At 30.3% G+C, this 19,399-nt stretch carries 20 protein-coding genes and 1 other annotated feature; of the genes, 1 reads left to right on the plus strand and 19 read right to left on the minus strand.

What is annotated here, in order from left to right; genetic code table 11:
- Positions 1-194: 194 nt before the first annotated feature.
- The 5 genes from OREMA_RS0103120 to OREMA_RS0103140 all read right to left on the minus strand — a co-directional run bounded on the left by OREMA_RS0103120 (position 195) and on the right by OREMA_RS0103140 (position 4,982).
- Positions 195-653, minus strand: coding sequence for a flavodoxin family protein (locus OREMA_RS0103120; protein WP_018247826.1), 459 nt, complete (start codon positions 651-653; stop codon positions 195-197).
- A 181-nt stretch (positions 654-834) separates the two neighbouring features.
- Positions 835-1,503 carry a potassium channel family protein gene (locus OREMA_RS0103125; RefSeq protein ID WP_018247827.1) on the minus strand — a complete coding sequence of 223 codons (669 nt, stop codon included), beginning with the start codon at positions 1,501-1,503 and terminating at the stop codon, positions 835-837.
- Positions 1,504-1,505: 2 nt separating this feature from the next.
- Entirely contained in the window at positions 1,506-2,981 is a 1,476-nt protein-coding gene (locus OREMA_RS0103130; RefSeq protein ID WP_018247828.1) for a TrkH family potassium uptake protein, read from the minus strand.
- 229 nt (positions 2,982-3,210) lie between these two features.
- Positions 3,211-4,098: an Hsp33 family molecular chaperone HslO gene (gene hslO, locus OREMA_RS0103135; RefSeq protein WP_018247829.1), complete on the minus strand. Its 888-nt coding sequence runs from the start codon at positions 4,096-4,098 to the stop codon at positions 3,211-3,213.
- A complete protein-coding gene (locus tag OREMA_RS0103140; protein WP_018247830.1) occupies positions 4,098-4,982 on the minus strand; it encodes a PHP domain-containing protein in 885 nt (294 codons plus the stop codon). Before OREMA_RS0103140 ends, hslO begins: the two co-directional genes overlap by 1 nt.
- Positions 4,983-5,251: 269 nt before the next feature.
- Between OREMA_RS0103140 and OREMA_RS0103145 the strand changes: the two genes are divergently transcribed.
- Complete coding sequence (locus tag OREMA_RS0103145; protein WP_018247831.1) at positions 5,252-6,325, plus strand: HD-GYP domain-containing protein; 1,074 nt, start codon at positions 5,252-5,254, stop codon at positions 6,323-6,325.
- Positions 6,326-6,360: 35 nt separating this feature from the next.
- Here OREMA_RS0103145 and OREMA_RS0103150 read toward each other — a convergent pair whose 3' ends face one another.
- From OREMA_RS0103150 to OREMA_RS0103215, 14 genes are all read right to left on the minus strand, one after another.
- The gene (locus OREMA_RS0103150) at positions 6,361-6,948 is read right to left on the minus strand and encodes a DNA-3-methyladenine glycosylase (protein ID WP_018247832.1); all 588 of its coding nucleotides are present in this window, start codon (positions 6,946-6,948) and stop codon (positions 6,361-6,363) included.
- Positions 6,949-6,976: 28 nt separating this feature from the next.
- Positions 6,977-7,252, minus strand: a complete 276-nt coding sequence (locus OREMA_RS0103155) for a hypothetical protein (protein WP_018247833.1) — start codon at positions 7,250-7,252, stop codon at positions 6,977-6,979.
- 366 nt (positions 7,253-7,618) lie between these two features.
- A complete protein-coding gene (locus OREMA_RS0103160; RefSeq protein WP_018247834.1) occupies positions 7,619-7,798 on the minus strand; it encodes a hypothetical protein in 180 nt (59 codons plus the stop codon).
- A gap of 219 nt (positions 7,799-8,017) precedes the next feature.
- The gene (locus OREMA_RS0103165) at positions 8,018-9,274 is read right to left on the minus strand and encodes a glutamate-5-semialdehyde dehydrogenase (protein ID WP_018247835.1); all 1,257 of its coding nucleotides are present in this window, start codon (positions 9,272-9,274) and stop codon (positions 8,018-8,020) included.
- Between the two features lie 44 nt (positions 9,275-9,318).
- Positions 9,319-10,434 (minus strand): glutamate 5-kinase, encoded by a 1,116-nt coding sequence (gene proB / locus OREMA_RS0103170; protein ID WP_018247836.1) that lies wholly within the window; start codon positions 10,432-10,434, stop codon positions 9,319-9,321.
- Between the two features lie 335 nt (positions 10,435-10,769).
- The gene (yhbY, locus tag OREMA_RS0103175; RefSeq protein WP_018247837.1) at positions 10,770-11,063 is read right to left on the minus strand and encodes a ribosome assembly RNA-binding protein YhbY; all 294 of its coding nucleotides are present in this window, start codon (positions 11,061-11,063) and stop codon (positions 10,770-10,772) included.
- Positions 11,064-11,079: 16 nt separating this feature from the next.
- Positions 11,080-12,366: a GTPase ObgE gene (gene obgE, locus OREMA_RS0103180; protein ID WP_018247838.1), complete on the minus strand. Its 1,287-nt coding sequence runs from the start codon at positions 12,364-12,366 to the stop codon at positions 11,080-11,082.
- A gap of 432 nt (positions 12,367-12,798) precedes the next feature.
- The gene (gene rpmA, locus OREMA_RS0103185) at positions 12,799-13,098 is read right to left on the minus strand and encodes a 50S ribosomal protein L27 (protein WP_018247839.1); all 300 of its coding nucleotides are present in this window, start codon (positions 13,096-13,098) and stop codon (positions 12,799-12,801) included.
- A complete protein-coding gene (locus tag OREMA_RS0103190) occupies positions 13,091-13,426 on the minus strand; it encodes a ribosomal-processing cysteine protease Prp (RefSeq protein WP_018247840.1) in 336 nt (111 codons plus the stop codon). The genes rpmA and OREMA_RS0103190 overlap by 8 nt, the downstream gene beginning before the upstream one ends.
- 9 nt (positions 13,427-13,435) lie before the next feature.
- Positions 13,436-13,747 (minus strand): 50S ribosomal protein L21, encoded by a 312-nt coding sequence (gene rplU, locus OREMA_RS0103195; protein WP_018247841.1) that lies wholly within the window; start codon positions 13,745-13,747, stop codon positions 13,436-13,438.
- A gap of 11 nt (positions 13,748-13,758) precedes the next feature.
- Positions 13,759-13,835 (minus strand) — a sequence feature (ribosomal protein L21 leader region).
- Between the two features lie 91 nt (positions 13,836-13,926).
- Positions 13,927-15,597: an Rne/Rng family ribonuclease gene (locus OREMA_RS0103200; RefSeq protein ID WP_018247842.1), complete on the minus strand. Its 1,671-nt coding sequence runs from the start codon at positions 15,595-15,597 to the stop codon at positions 13,927-13,929.
- A 192-nt stretch (positions 15,598-15,789) separates the two neighbouring features.
- Entirely contained in the window at positions 15,790-16,509 is a 720-nt protein-coding gene (locus OREMA_RS0103205; RefSeq protein ID WP_018247843.1) for a TIGR03936 family radical SAM-associated protein, read from the minus strand.
- The gene (locus OREMA_RS0103210; protein WP_018247844.1) at positions 16,502-18,379 is read right to left on the minus strand and encodes a TIGR03960 family B12-binding radical SAM protein; all 1,878 of its coding nucleotides are present in this window, start codon (positions 18,377-18,379) and stop codon (positions 16,502-16,504) included. Before OREMA_RS0103210 ends, OREMA_RS0103205 begins: the two co-directional genes overlap by 8 nt.
- A gap of 52 nt (positions 18,380-18,431) precedes the next feature.
- Positions 18,432-19,298 carry a M50 family metallopeptidase gene (locus OREMA_RS0103215; RefSeq protein WP_018247845.1) on the minus strand — a complete coding sequence of 289 codons (867 nt, stop codon included), beginning with the start codon at positions 19,296-19,298 and terminating at the stop codon, positions 18,432-18,434.
- Positions 19,299-19,399 lie beyond the last annotated feature (101 nt).

Raw genomic sequence — 19,399 nt, forward strand, 5'->3', positions numbered from 1 at the left:
TTAAATTACCTATCTTCTATAAATGAAAAACAATCGCTTAGAATTTATAGTTTCTTTAAAAATTAATCTACTTATATAATTCTAAATAAGATTTTTCTATCCTTTAAAATAATAAATCACAAGCATAAATTTATGCTTGTGATTTATTATTTGTATATTTTAGTTACTAACTAACCTATCTTTAAAAACTATTTCTACATTTGATTACAGAATTGCTCTAAAACATTATCACAACTTTTAACCTGCTTTGCCTTAATAGCAGTCTTTCCTATAATCTCTGTATTAGATTTTTCAAGCACTTCTTCTATGCTTGCAAAGATATTTCCTTCACTACCATTCATTGTTGCCAATAAGTATATCTGTTTACCATTAAAATTAAAACTATTAATAAACTTTCTAATAGCTGGTGGGATTTTACCTGCCCACACTGGAGTAATTAAACAGATAATATCACTAGAACCTTGATAATAATTAACTTCAACTTCTTTATTAAACAAAGCATAATATCCACCTTTAATCCATCCTAATACACCTTTGAAATTTTTATTTTTTCCTACAATCCGGTATAAGTTAGAATCAACCCTTTTTGACAACCTTTCTGCTACCTCTTTACAATTACCAGTTCTTGAGTAATAATATATATCTACCTTCATCTTTGCCCTCCTTGTTAATAGAGATAAAATTTAAAAGAAGCTATCTTAATATTATGGTAGATGGATATAATTTATTCACTATAAAGATTAAATCTATGTTAAATCTGCATCTTTATCTTTAATAATCAAATATATAAATTAAAATAATATATTTTTTAAATTCAAAACAATTTAATGAAAATTATTTAATTAATACTTTAGCAGCCTGAGTTATATTCTCTGATCTTCCTACTAAAAATAGTTGATTTAACTCTTTAACCTTTGTATCTCCATGAGGAATGATTAACCTATCCTCCTGTTGATCAAAAACTCCAGAAATCAAAATATTATCAGGAAAGCTATCTACCTTGACAATCTCAGAAATACTTTTACCATCACACCAAGAATCTTTTGGAACAGTTAAAACTGATATTTCTGCTTTCCCTTCACTTAAAGAATATACCTTCCTAATCTCTGGCTGTTCAATATCAAGAACAAATTCTTCCACTAACAGATCTATTACTCCAGCTATTGTAGTAGCACCAGCTAATTTATAAGCACTTTTATATTCAGGGTCCCTCATTCTAACCATAATCTGATCTATATTATAATTCTTAGATAATAGAGCAAAAGCTAAGTTATCTGCATCATTTCTCATTACTCCAATAGCAACATCAGCCTTCTCTATCCCAGCATCTTTTAATACATTAATATTAGTTGCACTCCCACAGATAGCGACCGCTCCATATTGAGAATAAACCCTTTCGCAGACTTCTCTATCTATATCAATTACAACTACATCATGATTTTCTACTAAACGTTTTGCCAAATTTCTCCCAACTACACCTGCACCTGCAATTACAATATACAATCTTATCCCCTCCATGTTCTTCTATTAAATATAATAAATATCGGTAATATTTCTAATCTTCCAGCCAACATAGCAATAATATAAGTAATCTTGATAGTATTAGATAAGCTTTGCATCTTTTCTACACTAAAATAAAAAGGACCTATATTACCTAATGCTGAGAAGATCCCTGAAAAAGAATTCCAAGCTGCTAAATCTGAAGTTAAAGCAGTAATTCCTCCACCAATAACTATTAATAACAACCATCCAAATAATAATGCTATAACTCTAAAAATTTCAGAATCAGAAATTATATTTCCATCTACTACTACAGGCAAGACTGCTCTTTTAGGATAAGATATCTTCTTTAGCTCCCTTTTAAATAATTTATTAAGTATTACTACTCTAATTAATTTAATACCTCCTGAAGTAGATCCTACACAGCCACCAATTAACATAAGTAATAATAATAATTGCTTGGCTAAAGCTGGAAAAAAAGCAGCATTAATATCTCTAGTACCATAACCAGTTGTTGTTAAAACTGATATCACTTGAAATAATGTATGTCTAATAGTTTCCTCAAGCTTATTCAAGATTAAAGGAAAGTGTAGATAATGATCTAAAAGAATTAAAGAAGTTATAGTAACAATAATCCCCCAAAAATACTTCATCTCTATACCTTGCCATAACTCTTTTACCTTCCCTGTTAATACTTTATAATGGACTAGAAAATTAATTCCTCCTAAAGCCATAAAAAATATAATTACATATTCAATTTTTTTATAATTAGTATATCCTGCTTGTTGGAAATAGGCAATACTTTGATCATAATTAGAAAAACCACCTGTTGATAAAGTTGTAAAAGCATGAGTAATAGAATCAAAAAAAGATAAACCTAAGAACTTCAAAATTATTAACTCCAAAACTGTAAATCCCAAATAAATGCCCCACAATATTTTTACTGTTTTAAAGATGTTAGGTACAGGACGAGACATATTAATTTTATGACTTTCAGCAGTAAATAATTGAAAAAGTCCAGATTGTCCTCTAAAAGTAACTATCAAAAAGAAGGTTAGAAAACCTAATCCCCCTAACCATTGAATCAAAGATCGCCAAAATAAAATTGACTTTGGCATACTACTTAAATTAGAAAAAACAGTAATACCTGTAGTAGTAAAACCACTCACAGTTTCAAATAAAGTATCTATATATGTATAATCTAAAGCCAAATAAAAAGGGATAGCCCCAACTATAGAAATAATAATCCATCCTAGGGCACAAACCAACATCCCTGTTGATAGCGAGATCTCATCTTCCCTAAATTTAAATCTTGTGATCACACCTAAAAATAATGAAATAATAGCAGGGATTAGATATATTCTTGCTAAGCTTTCTCCATATATTAAACTAACTATCAGTGGAATCAATAATACAAAGCCCAAAAGAAAGAGCAAAGAACCTAGTAAACTTATTACTGTATTTATTTTTTTATTTTTCATTTTTACATTTAAACCTCCTTCTTAATCATAAATAATATAGCTTAAATATTAAAGTAGGATTATAACTAAAAAATATTAATTCCTTTAATATTAATTCACCACTAATATTCAAATAATCACTGACATAATTTAGTAATCATCTATATTAAAATAGAGAGGTAATATTACCTCTCTATTTTAATATAATCTTATAAAAATCTTTATTTATTAATTAACTTAGATATAACTATTAATTTTCCTCTTGCGCCCTCTTTAAAATTTCTGCTATATCACCCTCATTAAATTTGTAGGTTTCTCCACAAAAATGGCATCTAATCTCAACTTTCCCCTGTTCTTCTAAGATATCTTTTAAATCTTCTTCTCCTAAGCTAAGTGCTAGAGCAGCAATTCTATCACGATTACACTTACACTTAAACTTTACATCTGCCTTTTCTAATACTCTAAATTCAAATCCATCAAGTAGCTTTTCTAAAATTTCCTCTGGAGTTAGTCCTGATTCTATTAAAGCACTGACAGAATTTATTTTAGATAAATTAGATTCTAACTGAGTAATTGTTTCCTCAGTAGCATCTGGTAATAATTGAATTAAGAAGCCACCGGCAGCTTTTACTGATAAATCTGTATCTACTAAAACCCCTAGACCTACTGCAGACGGTGTTTGCTCTGATTTTGTAAAATAATAAGTTAAATCATCTCCTATTTCTCCTGAAACCAAAGGTACACTACCTTGATAAGGCTCTTTAACCTTCAAATCCTTCTTTATAGTTAATTGACCATTTCCTACTGCTCTAGCAACATCTAACTTTCCTTGTTGATTTGTCATTAATTCAATATTAGGATTCCCTACATAGCCCCTTACTTCACCTCGATAATTAGCATTAACCATAATTCTCCCTAATGGCCCATCTCCAACTATATCTAATCCTATTTCCATCCCCGACTTTACTAAACTTCCAACTAATAAACCACCAGTTAAAGCTCTACCTAAAGCAGCTGTTGCTACTGGAGTAGTTTGATGAGACTTCTGAGCATCATTTACTGCAGTAGTAGATTTTACAGCTAAAGCTCTAATCTCTTTATTTGTTGTCATCGCTCTAATAATATAATCTTGTACCATTATTTATTCCTCCTTAAATTCTTCAACTCTTCTACTATACTATAATCATTTCCTGCTACTCCACCTAACTCTATCTTAGGCTTCAAATGACCATGAAAATCACTTCCAGCAGTTGCTAATAAATTTTTATTTTTAGCTACTTCCAACCATTGTTCCATCTCTTGCTTATTATGATAAGTACTATATGCTTCAATCCCTTGCAATCCTGAAGCTATTAAATCATCTATTACATCCTCATCTTTAGGGTTTAATGTTGAACCAGGATGAGCCAAAACCGCTACTCCACCCAATTCTTTAATTAACTCTATAGTATCTTTGGCATTAGGTTTCCAACAAGGAATATCTGCTGGCATTCCTGACCTAAAAAAGTCCAAATAAAAATTGAAATAAGGTTGATCACTTCGTTCTCCATTATAATATTTCTTTAATCTTGGATCTTCTTTACTTTCAGATTTAGCTAATAATACTTCAGCAATAAATCCTCCTAAGGGTCTATCATTATCTGCTTTATCCAAAACCTCTTTAGCAGTAATACTATAACCTAACTCTTGTAAACGATCTATACGCTTATAAAATTGTTCCTTTTTCGCTTCTTCCATGCCTGATAATAATTCTGATATTTTTGATGAATTATAATCTATATAATAGCCTAAAATATGTAAAATATTAGATTCATAATTAGTATCAAACTCGATTCCTGGGATAATCTCTAAATCATCATTTTTTGTTATTTCTAAAGCCTCTGAAATTGCTGTAGTTAAATTATGATCTGTTATTGAAATAGCTGACAAATTCTTTTTTTTGGCCATCTTAATAATCTCTTGAGGTGTATAATCTGCATCATCACTATAACTACTATGCATATGCAAGTCTATTTTTTTCATTTTTTGCCTCCTTATTAGCTTAGCGACTATCCTACTTTTATATTATATATAAAATTTTAAGTATATCAAATTATAAATAGAATAAATTTAAAATTATCTTAGGTGATTATTTACAATAAGCTATATTATTATTACTTTGACATAATTTTATCCTTTTGTTATAATTATTCCGTTAGTTTTATTTTTATCAAATCATTATAATTTTACTATTTTTTTAGATATAATACAGAAAAAACAAATAATTTATATATTAATCGAGGAGTTTTAAGATGAGAATAATTCATGTTGAAAATTTAAATCAAAAGATGAAGTTAGCAAAACCAGTTTATCACCAAGATAGATTATTGCTCAATACAGGATGTGACAATCTACAAAACTATAAAAGTAGACTTTTAGAACTGGGCATAAACTATATCTATATAAATGATAAAATGTCTCAGGATATAGAGATACCAGAGATAATAAACTCTGAAACTAGAAAAAAAGGGATAATAACAATTAAAAAGACTTTAAAAAATATATCCAATAATAAAAAAATCAATATTAAAGAAGTTAAACTTGTTGTAAAAGATATTATTGATGATATCTTAAACAATCAAAATATATTAGTAAATCTATCTTATATTAATGATTATGACTCTTATACTTTTTCACATTCAGTTAATGTTGCAGTTCTATCTTTAATTCTAGGTAAAAATTTAGGTTATAATAGTAAAAAATTATTACAATTAGGTGTAGGAGCTTTATTACATGATATAGGTAAAGTATCAATTCCAGAAGAAATACTCAAAAAGAAAGGAAAATTAACTGATAAAGAGTTTAAAATAATACAAAAACACCCTGCTTTAGGTTATAAAAATTTAAAAATATATAATCAGATCAGTCCACTTTCTAGAACAATAATATTACATCATCATGAAAAAGTTAATGGTAGTGGATATCCTAAAGGATTAAAACAGAATCAACTTCATGAGTTTATTAGAATAGTAACTATTGCAGACGTATTTGATGCTTTAACTAGTGATCGATGCTATAGAAATAAATGGCCTATTGCTAAAGCTGTAGAACTTCTAATATCTAATAGCAATACTGAATTTGATGCTGATTTAGTTAATAAATTCATCCAAAATATTGCTATTTATCCTAATGGAACACTAGTCAAATTAAGTAATGGGCAAACTGCAATTGTTAAAGAGCAGAATAATGACTTTCCAACTCGACCAGTCATTAAAATAGTCAAAGATAAACTAGGTAATGAATTAAAAGAATATCAAGAAATAAACTTAATTACTCAACATAACATAACTATAGTAAGTGATGAAGGTGCTAAAAAGTTAGGCTGAGTTAAAATCTTTTATCCAAACTCTATAACTATAGATTATTTAGATACATAAAGATTATCTTTAATATAAAACCTCCATAGCTTATCCTTATACTCCTCAGCATAATCTATATTAATTCGTTTATCTGCTATTATCTTAGGACTAAGCTTTGAATCTTTGATATAAAGTCTATCTCCTGTAACTAGATCATATCCGTTTAATTCTCTATCCACCTCTAAACCTTGGCATAATTTTCCTGGGCCATTGCTTAAGTCCTCTATTTTATTACTCTTAATCTGTCTATTCTTTTTAATACTTTCTACTCCTACCACCGGCTCTACCGCTCTAATCAATACAGCCTCTGGCTTATCTTTTTTAGCTGTTACTATATTTAAACAATTATACATCCCATAAATTAAATAAACATAGGTGTATCCTGCTCTCCAAAACATAACCTCTGTTCTCTTAGTTCTTTTATTTTGATATGCATGACAGGCCTTATCTTCTGGACCAATATAAGCCTCTGTCTCAACTATCTTAGAAACCACCTTATTATTACCTATTCTTCTGACTAATAATTTTCCTAATAAATCCTGAGCTACAGTTACAGCATCTCTACTATAAAATTCTAAATCTAATTTCAATGTTTAACCCCCTAACTAACAAAAATTATTACTTGTGATTTATATGTTCTTGAAACTCTGTAATTAAAATTGCTATACTTACTACTATACTAACAATTATAATCCATCTTAATTCATAATTGATTAGTATGCTATTACTAAAAAAACTTACAATAATCTCTTTACTTAAAATTTTAATAACTGCTCCGACCATACCACAAATAACAGCTATAATTACTTTAGTCAAATAGCTTTCTGTTTTTATAGTAATAAGAATAGCTAGAATTCCAACTGAAGTAAATATAATAGCATCTAATAAACTCATCTACTCCCCTCCTCTAATAATACTAGATATAGATCTCCAACTATAGAATGGAATTTAAATATAGAACTATAGATAGATAAAGCGACAGTTTCGGCGATAGGAGATAGGTGATAGGTATTAGGAAAAACTAACTCCCAACTCCTAGCACCTAAAGCCAAAAAGTGTCGCATTATATCCATTAAGTTTAACTTGAGAGTCGTTTACCTACACTAGACTCAAATACCCCTTTACTTAAATACTACTATATTTACCCTTTTATGTAAAATTAAAAATTCACACCTTGACTATTGGAAAATAATCTTGGTGTGATCAAAAATATACTCTAATTTAAATTTAGTAAGTTAAAAGCTCAAATAATTATTTCAGCTACTTACTGAATTTATTATAAAGACTATCCACTCCTCTTAAAGTAGCAAGTACTGCTATAAACTCTAAGATAAAAAACAGTATTGAACTATTGCCAGAAGTGAATCTATGTTCTATTACTGTAAAAATCACTAAAACAATCCCCACAAAAAAAGACTGAAGAAAATATTTTTTTAACATAATTTCCCCTCTCTAGTTAAGATTTAAGCCAAATTATAATTGAGAATGTTTGTTTAATACTAGCAAAAAAATAATAGCTCATTATTACACTTTTAATATTTTCTAATGGGCTATAATACAATTATAGTCTAATCTTAATGTTTTTTCAAAAAAATAAAAGAGAAGCTAATTGAGCTTCCCTAAATATTATATTTACTTATCATTCATTACTGTCCTACTTTATTCTCTTATCTGTCCATTACCATAAATAATATATTTATTAGTAGTCAATTGATTAATACCCATTGGTCCACGAGCATGAAGTTTTTGAGTACTAATTCCAATTTCTGCTCCTAATCCAAACTGTCCACCATCGGTAAATCTAGTAGATGCATTAACATAAACAGCAGCAGCATCAACTAAATCTAAGAATTTTTGTGCCTTAGTATAATTTTCAGTAATAATTGCTTCTGAGTGCTTAGTACTGTATTTATCAATATGAGATAAAGCCTCATCTAAATCATTAACAACTCTTACAGCTAAGATATAATCAAGATATTCTGTTTCCCAATCCTCTTCAGTAGCAGGCTCAATATTATCTACAATCTTTTGAACCCTAGAACATCCTTTTACTAAAGTATCTTTATTCTTTAGCTCTTCAATAATGATAGGTAAGAATTCTTCTGCTATATCTTCATGTACGAGAAGTGTTTCCATAGAATTACATACACCAGTACGTTGAGTTTTAGCATTAATAGTAATATCTTTTGCCATATCTATATCTGCTTCACTATCAATATAAGTATGACAATTACCTACACCAGTTTCAATTACTGGAACTGTAGAGTTGTTAACTACAGCTTGGATCAATCCTGCTCCACCACGCGGAATTAAAACATCCAAGTATTTATTTAATTTAAACATTACTTGTACAGCTTCTCTATCTGTGCTCTCTACTAATTGAACTACACCTTCTGGCAAACCAGCTTCATAAGCAGCTTTAGCTAAAACATTAGTAATTGCTTTATTAGAATTAATAGCATTAGATCCCCCACGTAACAATACAGCATTACCAGACTTTAAACAAAGGCCAGCAGCATCAGCAGTTACATTAGGACGAGCCTCATAGATTATACCGATTACACCTAAAGGAACTCTTACTTGACCAATCTTCAAGCCATTAGGTCTTTTCTTCATTTCCAATACTTCACCAATTGGATCATCAAGCTGCGCTACTTCTCTTAATCCTTGCGCCATACCTTCTATTCTTTCTTCGGTTAATAATAATCGATCTAATAATGGTTCAGGGAGACCATTATCCCTCCCAAAATCCATATCTTCTTTATTAGCAGCTAAGATCTCCTCTGTGCTTCTTTCTAACTCATCAGCCATAGCTAAAAGAGCTTTATTTTTAAGCACAGAACTAATATTAGCTAAATCTTTAGCTGCCTTTTTAGCTTCTTTTGCCTTAGTAATAACCTCTTCTTTAATATTCATCTACTCCATTCTCCCTTCTTTAAATAACTTATAATTAAAATTAATTATAGACAGACCAAATTATCCCGATGAATAACTTCATCATAATCTTCATAACCAAGTTTAGATTTTATTTTACTTGTATGCAAGCCCTTAATAACTTCTATTTCTTCTTTAGAATAATTGACTAGTCCTCTAGCTAATTTATTACCTCTTTGATCAATTATATCAACTACAGCACCTGCTGTGAAATCTCCTTGAATATCTATTATACCACAAGGCAATAAACTACTTCCATCTTTCGTTAAAGCAGCAACTGCTCCCTGATCCACAATTATCTTACCTTCTATATCTAAATTAAAGGCAATCCATTTTTCTCTACTGGCTAATTTGGACTGTGGCAAAAATAAAGTTCCCAAATCTTTTCCTTGACTTATCTGAGATAATATATTGTCAAAACTACCATTAGCAATGACTAAAGGAATTCCTGATCTAGTAGATATTTGCGCTGCTCTAATTTTGGTAATCATGCCACCTGTCCCTCTTTTACTTCCTGCATCTCCTGCTAAAGCTGTTATTTTATCTGTAATAGAATCAACCTGCTTAATTAATGTAGCAGATTTATCTTTCCGAGGATCTGCAGTATACAAGCCATCGATATCAGATAATATTATTAATAAATCAGCATCAATCAAGCTCCCTACTAAAGCAGATAGAGTATCATTATCACCAAACTTAATCTCTTGAACAGCTACCGTATCATTTTCATTAATTATAGGTATAACATTATAGTCTAGAAGTTGGCTCAAAGTATTTCTAGAGTTAAGATATCTTTTGCGATCAGTCAAATCTTTCTGAGTCAATAGAACTTGAGCAACCTTCTGTCCATATTCATTAAATATTTTCTCATAAGTCTTCATTAATATTCCCTGTCCTATAGCAGCTAAAGCCTGCTTTTGTGGAATAGTATTAGGCGGTTGGGAGAAATCTAACTCTCCTTGACCAGCAGCAACAGCTCCTGAACTAACTAATATAACTTCTTTACCTTGATTTCTTAAATCTGCTATCTGTCTAATTAACCTTTCAATTCTTCCGAAATTTAGCTTTGCATTTTGATAGGTTAAGGTACTACTTCCAACCTTAACTACTATCCGTTTAGCCTGATTTACGATTTCACGCATAAATTCACCTACTTTACAATACAAAATGTAGAATTTGTAATAAATAATTAAGTTCATTTAATCTGCCAACAATAAACTTTATACTTTAAATTAATTTCAAAATTCTAATTAAGATCTAAAATTCAAATCATAAAAACATGAAAAGCAATTAAACTTAATTATTCAAGCAATGAGTATATTGTGATGTTTTAGCCACTGGCTGTTGGCTATCAGTTGCTAGCTGTTATTTCTATAATCTTTTTTAGCTAGTGGCTAGAAGCTAATAGTTAATAAACATACTTTCACAAAAATTGTGGAAAACCCATTTAATTTAAAAAACTTAGTAATAATGAGTTCTACTTAGGTAAATTATATCTTTTTATATCCTTATTCTCTCTATAAAGAACAAAAACATTACCAATTGCTTGAACAAATTCAGCATTACAAGCTTCAGCTAGTTCATTAGCTGCTTCTTTAGCAGTGTATAATGAATTATTTAGAGCTTTTAACTTAATTAATTCCCTTGCTTCCAAAGCTTCATCAACCTGAGCAATAACATTTTCACTAATACCATCCTTACCTATCTGAAATAATGGACTCATATTATGTGCTTTACTCTTTAAATAACTACGTTGTTTTCCTTTTAACATTTACATCACACTCCTATTATTCACTATATTCAAATTCCAATCCTTCAATATTAACAGTATCTCCTTCTTTAATACCAGATTCCCTTAAAGCATCATTAACTCCTAGTTTCTTGAGCATTCGAAGGAAATGATATAATCCATCATCAGTACTTAAATCTGCCATAGCTACTTTTCTCTTGATTTCATCTCCAACAACTCTATAAATGCCACCTTCTTCTACAATATCAAATAAATCATCTTCTTCTCCAGGTTGAGGACCACGGATAATAACTTCCTCTTCTTCTTCATCCTCTTCAAAGAAGTCAGGAGTCTCTTTAACTAGTACATCTGTTCTTTGGATTAATTCATCTATACCTTGACCTGTAACTGCAGAAATTGGGTATACTTCATAACCTTCTTTCTCTAATACTTCTTTTAAATTCTCTAAATTTTCTTCTGCTTGGGGCAAATCCATTTTATTGGCAGCAATTATTTGAGGTCTTTCCATTAATTTTTCATTAAACTTTCTTAATTCATCATTAATCCTTCTGAAATCATCTAAAGGATCTCTTCCCTCCATTCCTGAAATATCTAAAACATGAATAATCACTCTTGTTCTCTCAATATGGCGCAAGAAATCATCACCTAATCCAACTCCACTGTGAGCTCCTTCAATTAATCCAGGAATATCTGCCATTACAAAAGAACTATAATTTCCTACCTTAACCACCCCTAGATTCGGCTTTAAAGTGGTAAAATGATAAGCACCAATCTTAGGTTTTGCTGCTGATACCTTAGAAATTATAGTTGATTTTCCAACACTGGGATATCCCACTAAACCTACATCAGCTAATAACTTTAATTCTAGTTTAACCTTTCTTTCTTGTCCAGGCTCACCATTTTCTGAAAATTTTGGGGCCTGTCTAGTAGAGCTTTTAAATCTAGTATTTCCACGTCCACCACGGCCACCTTCTGCAATCACTACACGTTGACCATCTTCAACTAAATCTGCGATAACCTTGCCAGTTTTAGTATCTGTTACTGTAGTTCCAGGTGGAACAGTAATAAGCAAATCTTCACCATCTTTACCATGCATATTCTTACTTCCGCCATTTTCTCCTGCTTCTGCTTGATAGAATTTTCTCTCTCTAAAATCTAATAAGGTATTTATTCCCTCATCTACAGTGAAGACAATATTTCCACCATGTCCTCCATCACCACCACTAGGTCCACCAGCAGCTACAAATTTCTCACGACGAAAACTGGTCATACCGTTTCCACCATCGCCACCTTTAACCTCAATTACTACTTCATCTACAAACATATTATTATCAACTCCTACAGATAATTCAGAACTTTATTTTATAAAATAAGATTATATTTACATACTGTGCTAGTTAGTCTTTAATCTATAATAACTATTAATGAGTATAAAATTATAGTAACTAGTGACTAGTAACAAGTGACCAGTTAATTTATTTACTTATCACTTATAATTAATTACCCAAATATCGCTTTAACTACTCAACAAATCAATTTTTCCATTAGCACAAGTCATTATATCTTTTATTTATCTTATCATATTATGTATTATAATTATTTTGGCTAAACTATATGTAAATAACCTTTTATAATTTCATACAATTCTATTAGAACATTATAACATAAATACTAACAAAAATTAAGCATAAAGAAAAATCATGTAGATATTCTAAAAGCAAAAAACTCCTAGCTTAAATAGCTAGGAGTTTTTTATTTATGCCATAACTTGTACTTGATCTTCTGTATAAACACTAATTTGTTTTTTATTTCTACCTTTTCTTTCAAATGCTACATATCCATCAACTGTAGCAAATAGAGTGTCATCTCCTCCACGACCTACGTTTAGGCCAGGGTGGAATTTAGTTCCACGTTGACGAACAATGATACTACCAGCACTAACATATTGTCCATCGTGTCTCTTAACTCCTAGTCGTTTAGCAATACTATCACGACCGTTTTTAGAACTTCCAACTCCTTTTTTCTTAGCGAAAAGTTGTAAATTCATTTTAATCATTCTTTCCACCCCCTTCAACTATTTTAAGATATTGTGAATAGGACTTTTCCGTTTCCTTTAGACCAATGACCATTGTCTCCAAAATAGATTTAACTTGTAAATCTTTTGCTATATTAGAATCAATTTTACACTTTAGCCATCCATCTTTAACATCTATATTTATATCAAAATCCAAATAATTTGTCAAACCAAAGACCGCCGTTTGCATAATCGCGGAAACTGCTGCACAAACTATATCTTGACCATATTCTGCATATTCAGCATGTCCATCGCCAAAAAAACTAACAACATTTCCCTCTTGATTGCGGTTAATATTAATAGTAATCATTAGGCATCATTACGCTTCAATGCTCTTAATTCTTACTCTAGTATATGGTTGTCTATGTCCATTCTTATTACGGTAATTATTTTTAGGCTTATACTTAAAAACAATTACTTTTTTACCTTTTACTTGGTCAAGTGCTTCAGCAGTTACTTTAGCACCATCTACTGTTGGTTGACCAACCTTTAAACCATTATCGTTAGATACCAATTTAACTTGATCAAATTCAACTGTATCTCCAGCCTCAACGTCTAATTTTTCTACATCAAGGATTTGACCTTCTTCTACTTTATATTGTTTTCCACCAGTTTGGATAATTGCGTACATTCTCTGCACCTCCTCTACCTCAGACTCGCCGATAACTAGGTACTCATAAAGAGTTTTTCAAACCCGCATCGTGCGGTTTTGGTAGTGGCTTATATAAACCACCTACGAATATGAATTTTAACACAAAATTTGAAATCTGTCAAGAAAAATAGACCTTAAAGTATAAAACATAGATTAGATCAAATTACTTCTATCACCTTTCCTTGAGCATATGTCTTATTAACCTCTATAATCTCTACTTTAACCTTTTTTCCTACTAGAGATCCAGCATCTAATAAATCGATAATATAACCATCTAATCTGGCAATACCATCTGCAGAATTATTAATATGCCTTTCTTCTACTTCTAATACTAATTTCTCACCTTCGACTAAAGGAATTGCCATCTTCTTTATCTTTTCCTTACTTCCCATCTTTAGAAAATTAACTTCTTCTAAATGCAAGCTTTTATTTCCTTTGATATATATTGATTTATTCAATTCTTCTTCTAAATTTTTTAAGCTCTTTCCACTACTTCCAATCAATCTAGCAGCAATACTAGGATGTGCTTCTAATAGTAAAGCCTCTACATTCTTTTTCCATAAAACCTCTTTAATCTTACGCACAGTATCTAAAAAAATACTTTCTTCTGACAAAACATTTCCTCTTCCTTGACAATAAGGGCATTCTTGTTGTAGAAAATCACCAACTCGTTCCCGTTCATTCTTTCTTGTAATCTCAACTAATCCCAATTTTGTTAAACCTAAAATATTAGTCTTAGTCTTATCTTTAGATAACTCTTTTCTTAAGACTTCTAAAACCAATTCTTGATCCTTATTAAGATTCATATCTATAAAGTCAACAATAATAATACCACCAATATCTCTTAACCTTAACTGTTTAGCAATTTCTCTAGCAGCTTCAAGATTTGTCTTTACAACTGTAGATTCTAAATCACTTCTTCCTACATAGCTACCTGTATTAACATCAATAGCGGTCAAGGCTTCTGTATTATCAATTATGATATATCCTCCACAATTCAACGCTACCTTTCTCTCTAATAGCCCTTTAATCTCTTCTTCTATGTTATAGTAATCAAAAATCGGCTTCGGGTGACTATAATAATAAACTCTAGTATTTAGTTTAGGAGAAATATTTTCAATTAACTTTACAGCTTGATGATACTTATCTTTAGTATCAATGATTAACTTATCAATTTTGGGAGTAAATTTGTCTCTAATCACCTGTTTTAAAGAATCTAAATCTTTATAAACTAAACAAGGAGCATTATGTAATTTAGATTCTTCTTCTATCTGTTTCCACAAATTAAGTAAAAAAGATAAATCTCTTTCCAAATCATCTTCTGATTTATAAGCTGCAACTGTTCTCACAATTACTCCTTTATCCTCTGGCAAAATGCTTTTGGCTATTTTGCGTAACCTACCTCTCTCTTCTCCATCATCAATTCTTCTAGAGACGCCTATATGCCCCTTACTATTTAATAAAACAAGGTATCTGCCAGCTAAATTTAATTTACAGGTACCTCTTGGGCCTTTGGTCCCTAAGGCTTCTTTAGTTATTTGAACCATAAGCTCCTGACCTGGATTTAAAACCTCTTCTATTCTAAAATTATCCTTTTCTACTATAGAAACTAGATCTTTTGCATGAATAAAAACATTTTTTTCTAGCCCTACATCAACAAAGGCAGCCTGCATTCCTGGTAATACATTCTCTACTCTACCCTTATATATATTTCCAACTAAATGTTGATTAAAATCTCTCTCATAGATAATCTCTACTAAGCTTCTATTTTCTAAAATAGCTATTCGACTCTCTAATCCTCTAGAATTAACTACTATCTCCTTATTCACCTTCTCACCTCCTCAACATAGCAATTAACAATATAGAATTGATAATTGCTAATTTACAATTAAAAAGATTTAGATTAACAATACTTACTACCAGCTGTTAAAACTAACAAAAATAATTTTTACGTTTTTAATTTTAAATTGATCATTTTTTAAGATATTTATGTTTAATTATACATTATTAATTATTAAGTGTTAATTGCCCTTAACAACTGCTTCAATAGGAGTTAATATCTCTTCACCAACTTTAATATATAATCCAGATCTATGAATATTAATTAGTTTTGCTGGAGCTATAAAATTAAAATAATCTGCTAAAGCATTTATGACCTCTTCTGGACGTAAATTACCACTACTTCCTGTTTGAACTAGCATATTTATAGTTGCTAAATCATACTGTACTCCTACTACTTCTAGATTATAAATTAATGGCTTAATATCAAAAACTCTATCTTTTTTCCTTCTTCGCTTTCTTCTGATCATGATCTTATCTTGAGATAGAAATTCAATTATTTTCCCCCTCAAATCATCAATACTCAGCACTTTATTCAATTCTAATCTAGCCAAATAATTAGCCCGATTAATTTGAGAGGTTAATGATTTTTCTCTACTATCTATCTTAGCTACTCTAATGATCTTAATTCCTTCTGGTAATGCATTATTTAAAGTTTCTTGAAATTCTCTTATATCTATATCCTTCTCTAATTCAAAGTCAATATACTCACTATCACTAGTTAACCCTACCGCTAAAGCTGAAGCAAAGGATACATTGGGCTTAGGATTATAGCCTTGAGAGAAAGCAATTGCTATCTTAGCTCTACGTACTGCCCGATTAATAGTAGTCATAAAATCCAAATGAGATATAAACCTCACTTGATCACCTTTTAATACTTTAGCCCTTATCTTATTACTCACTTTCTACTTCACCACCTAATAGATCCATTCTTGCATCTAAATTATTCATAACTCCACATCCACTACACTTGTCAAACCTACAATCTGGAGTAAGCTCTTCGTTAAGAGCTTTTTGATATTCTAATCTTAAATATTCTTTATTTACACCTACTTGTAAGTGCTCCCAGGGCAGTCTAGTATCTAAATCAAAATCTCGATAAGCATATTCTTCTATATCATAACCTAAATCTTCAAAAGCTTGTTTCCAAAGGTCATATCTAAAGTGTTCATTCCATCCATCAAATTTTGCACCTAACTGCCAAGCTTTTTCTATAATATCAGCAACTCTTCTATCACCTCGAGCAAATACAGATTCTAATATACTCAATTCAGGATCTGTCCATGTAAATGATAAATCTTTTCCTCTTAAATTATCACGCAAATATTGTTGCTTCTTCTCAATTTCTTCTAAAGTATTAAATTTAGACCACTGAAATGGTGTATGTGGCTTAGGAACGAAAGTAGATACACTAACCCCTACCTTTACTCTTCTTTTATTATTAGAATTCAATCTAATTTGATCTCCTAAAGCTGATACCTTCTTAGCTACATCAACTATACCTTGTAAATCTTCCATAGTTTCTGTAGGTAATCCCATCATGAAATATAACTTTACCCTTCTCCAGCCTTCCTTAAAACAATCACTTACCGATCTGATTAGATCATCTTCACTAACCCCTTTATTAATAACATCCCGTAATCGTTGGGTTCCAGCCTCTGGAGCAAAAGTTAATCCAGTCTTTCTTACTGCTTGTAATTCTTTAGCCAAATCTAGCGAAAAAGAATCTACTCTCATTGATGGTAAGGCAATGCTTACCCTTTGATTCTTATACTCTTCTAATAAGCTTTTGGCTAAATCTTCTACTCTGCTATAATCACTTGTACTTAACGAAGCTAATGATAACTCTTCATATCCAGTACACTCAATTAACTGCTTAGCTAATTCCTTGATACGTTTATGACTTCTTTCCCTTACTGGTCGGTAAATCATTCCTGCTTGGCAAAAACGACAACCTCTAGTACAACCTCTTGCTACTTCTAAAGTAACTCTATCATGTACAATTTCCATATAAGGAACGATAAATTTATCAGGATAGTAAGCTTCATCTAAATTATTAACTACACGCTTATCTAATTTATCTGGAGCATAATCTTCTGCAAAAAAATCAGTTACAGTACCATTTCTATTATAGTCTATCTTATAAAAACTTGGGATATAAACCCCTTTAATCTTAGCTAAAGATTTTAGTAATTCTTTCTTGTTCCCATTAGTTTTTTTCCATAATATATATTGATCAACAATTTCATCAATTGCAGCTTCTGCCTCCCCTAATAAAATAACATCTATAAACGGTGCTAAAGGTTCAGGATTAAAAGCACAAGGTCCTCCTGCAATTACTATAGGATCTTCTTTACCTCTATCTTCACTTCTAACTGGAATACCAGCTAAATCTAACATATTTAAAATATTCGTATAACTCATCTCATATTGTAAAGTAAATCCTAAAATATCAAATTCATTTATTCCTATCTTATTTTCTAAGGTAAACAAAGGAATATTATTTTCTCTCAACCTTTCTTCCATATCTACCCAAGGTGCATAAACACGTTCTGCAGCTACATCTTCTCTTTCATTTAATAAATGATATAAGATTTTGATTCCTAAATGAGACATAGCTACTTCATAGACATCAGGAAAAGCTAAAGCAAACTTAACCTCTACTTGATTTAGATTCTTTTTTATCATATTAATCTCATTACCCATATACCTAGTTGGTTTACTTACTGTTGGCAAGATTTCTAGTATCTTTTGAGATAAATTTATTGCCACATTTATCATCCTTCCTCATACAAATCTATATTTACTAACTTAAAGTTTAAACTCAGATTAATAAATCCTTTATTTCTGTATCTATTCCATCATTAATCAAAGAATTAATAAACTTATCTTCTGTAACTAATCCTAACACCTCTAAATTCTTATCAACTACCATAATAACATGAAAATAATTTGGTATTAATTTATCAATGATCTCTTTAAGTGGAGTACTTTCAATAGCAATTAATTGTTGTATTTGCACAACCTTCTCCTTTAATATTTTACCTTTCTTCTTAGCAATATATTGCATCAACACATATGATGTATACTTACCTTCCTTCAAAGCTGCAAAATAAATAAAAAAAGAAATTACTAGCATAGTCATATTAATATAGCCGTAATATAATCCCACCAAAGATATAATAGCTAAAATAAAAGCTACTATTTTGCTTAATTGCAACAAATAGTATGTAGCCTCTTTATATCCATATTTAATAGTCAATAAAGCCCTTAAAACTCTCCCTCCATCTAAAGGTAAAGCAGGAATTAAATTAAATGTTGCAATAATAAGGTTAATCTTAATGAAAAAAATACCTACCTCTAAATCTAAAAATTTATATCTAACTAACAGCAATGATAAGGCTGCTAAAATAAAATTTACTATTGGACCAGCTAAAGCAATTTTAATCTCTATCTTGGGTTTTAATTGAATTAAATCTCTAAATTTAGCTACGCCACCAAAAGGCAGTAGCTCTATTTCATTAACTACTACACCTTCTTTTTGGGCTACAATAGAATGGGCTAACTCATGCAATAAAACAGCCATAAAACTAAGACTGGCTGTTATTAATAGTCCTGAAATAGAAAATAAAAATAAAACAACTAAAAATAATATATTTAATTTAAATTTAATGCCCCCGATTTTTAACATTAAATTCTCACCTACTTTCACTATTATAATAGTATTTTTGGTAAGAATTTAATATGTCTATTAGTTATTAGTGATTAGTAACTAATTACTTATTACTAACC

The sequence above is a fragment of the Orenia marismortui DSM 5156 genome, from assembly GCF_000379025.1.
Lineage (GTDB): Bacteria > Bacillota > Halanaerobiia > Halobacteroidales > Halobacteroidaceae > Orenia > Orenia marismortui.

Excerpts from the sequence above, each read along its gene's own strand:
- obgE (WP_018247838.1), bottom strand. The coding sequence starts at position 12,366 with ATGTTTGTAGATGAAGTAGTAATTGAGGTTAAAGGTGGCGATGGTGGA.
- rpmA (WP_018247839.1), bottom strand. The coding sequence starts at position 13,098 with ATGATTAAAATGAATTTACAACTTTTCGCTAAGAAAAAAGGAGTTGGA.
- OREMA_RS0103155 (WP_018247833.1), bottom strand. The coding sequence starts at position 7,252 with ATGAGTTTATTAGATGCTATTATATTTACTTCAGTTGGAATTCTAGCT.
- OREMA_RS0103190 (WP_018247840.1), bottom strand. The coding sequence starts at position 13,426 with ATGATTACTATTAATATTAACCGCAATCAAGAGGGAAATGTTGTTAGT.
- OREMA_RS0103140 (WP_018247830.1), bottom strand. The coding sequence starts at position 4,982 with ATGAAAAAAATAGACTTGCATATGCATAGTAGTTATAGTGATGATGCA.
- hslO (WP_018247829.1), bottom strand. The coding sequence starts at position 4,098 with ATGGTACAAGATTATATTATTAGAGCGATGACAACAAATAAAGAGATT.
- OREMA_RS0103165 (WP_018247835.1), bottom strand. The coding sequence starts at position 9,274 with ATGAATATTAAAGAAGAGGTTATTACTAAGGCAAAAGAAGCTAAAAAG.
- proB (WP_018247836.1), bottom strand. The coding sequence starts at position 10,434 with ATGCGTGAAATCGTAAATCAGGCTAAACGGATAGTAGTTAAGGTTGGA.
- yhbY (WP_018247837.1), bottom strand. The coding sequence starts at position 11,063 with ATGTTAAAAGGAAAACAACGTAGTTATTTAAAGAGTAAAGCACATAAT.
- OREMA_RS0103130 (WP_018247828.1), bottom strand. The coding sequence starts at position 2,981 with ATGAAAAATAAAAAAATAAATACAGTAATAAGTTTACTAGGTTCTTTG.
- OREMA_RS0103160 (WP_018247834.1), bottom strand. The coding sequence starts at position 7,798 with ATGTTAAAAAAATATTTTCTTCAGTCTTTTTTTGTGGGGATTGTTTTA.
- OREMA_RS0103215 (WP_018247845.1), bottom strand. The coding sequence starts at position 19,298 with ATGTTAAAAATCGGGGGCATTAAATTTAAATTAAATATATTATTTTTA.
- rplU (WP_018247841.1), bottom strand. The coding sequence starts at position 13,747 with ATGTACGCAATTATCCAAACTGGTGGAAAACAATATAAAGTAGAAGAA.
- OREMA_RS0103120 (WP_018247826.1), bottom strand. The coding sequence starts at position 653 with ATGAAGGTAGATATATATTATTACTCAAGAACTGGTAATTGTAAAGAG.
- OREMA_RS0103145 (WP_018247831.1), top strand. The coding sequence starts at position 5,252 with ATGAGAATAATTCATGTTGAAAATTTAAATCAAAAGATGAAGTTAGCA.